The following is a 340-nucleotide window of genomic DNA, read 5'->3' as shown; positions in this document are numbered from 1 at the left end:
ACCTTTATTTGCCCCACCCAAATCCGATGATTTTTTTAAATCCTCTTGCTTTCTCTTTAGCTCTTCTATTTTCTCAATTTGTGCATCTAAACCTTCAGCCAGTTTTCCGATTGAAGCTTGACGCTCAGCATCACTTAATTTATTTAATGACTCCGTTGCAACGTCTAATGACTCTGCATACTCAAGAGCTTTTTGTCTTGATTGTTCTGCTTGTTGTTGCCACTCATAGTAAGCCATTGCCCCCGCGGTCAATAATCCTGTCGCAATCCCAAGAGGCCCACCTAGAAATGCAAGTGCCCCTCCAAAACTTCTCCCTAATGTAGAACTGGCTCTTTGTGCG

General features: G+C 42.9%; 1 protein-coding gene. It reads right to left on the bottom strand.

Features of this window, described 5'->3' with window-relative positions; translation table 11 throughout:
- A partial coding sequence (locus ACNART_RS17965; RefSeq protein WP_416303695.1) for a phage tail tape measure protein occupies window positions 1-340 on the bottom strand: 340 nt, incomplete at both ends.

This window comes from Proteus sp. LHD240705 (assembly GCF_047921555.1).
Taxonomy (GTDB): domain Bacteria; phylum Pseudomonadota; class Gammaproteobacteria; order Enterobacterales; family Enterobacteriaceae; genus Proteus.
Note: the sequence above shows the minus strand (reverse complement) of the source record. Positions and strands in the feature narration are given on the sequence as shown.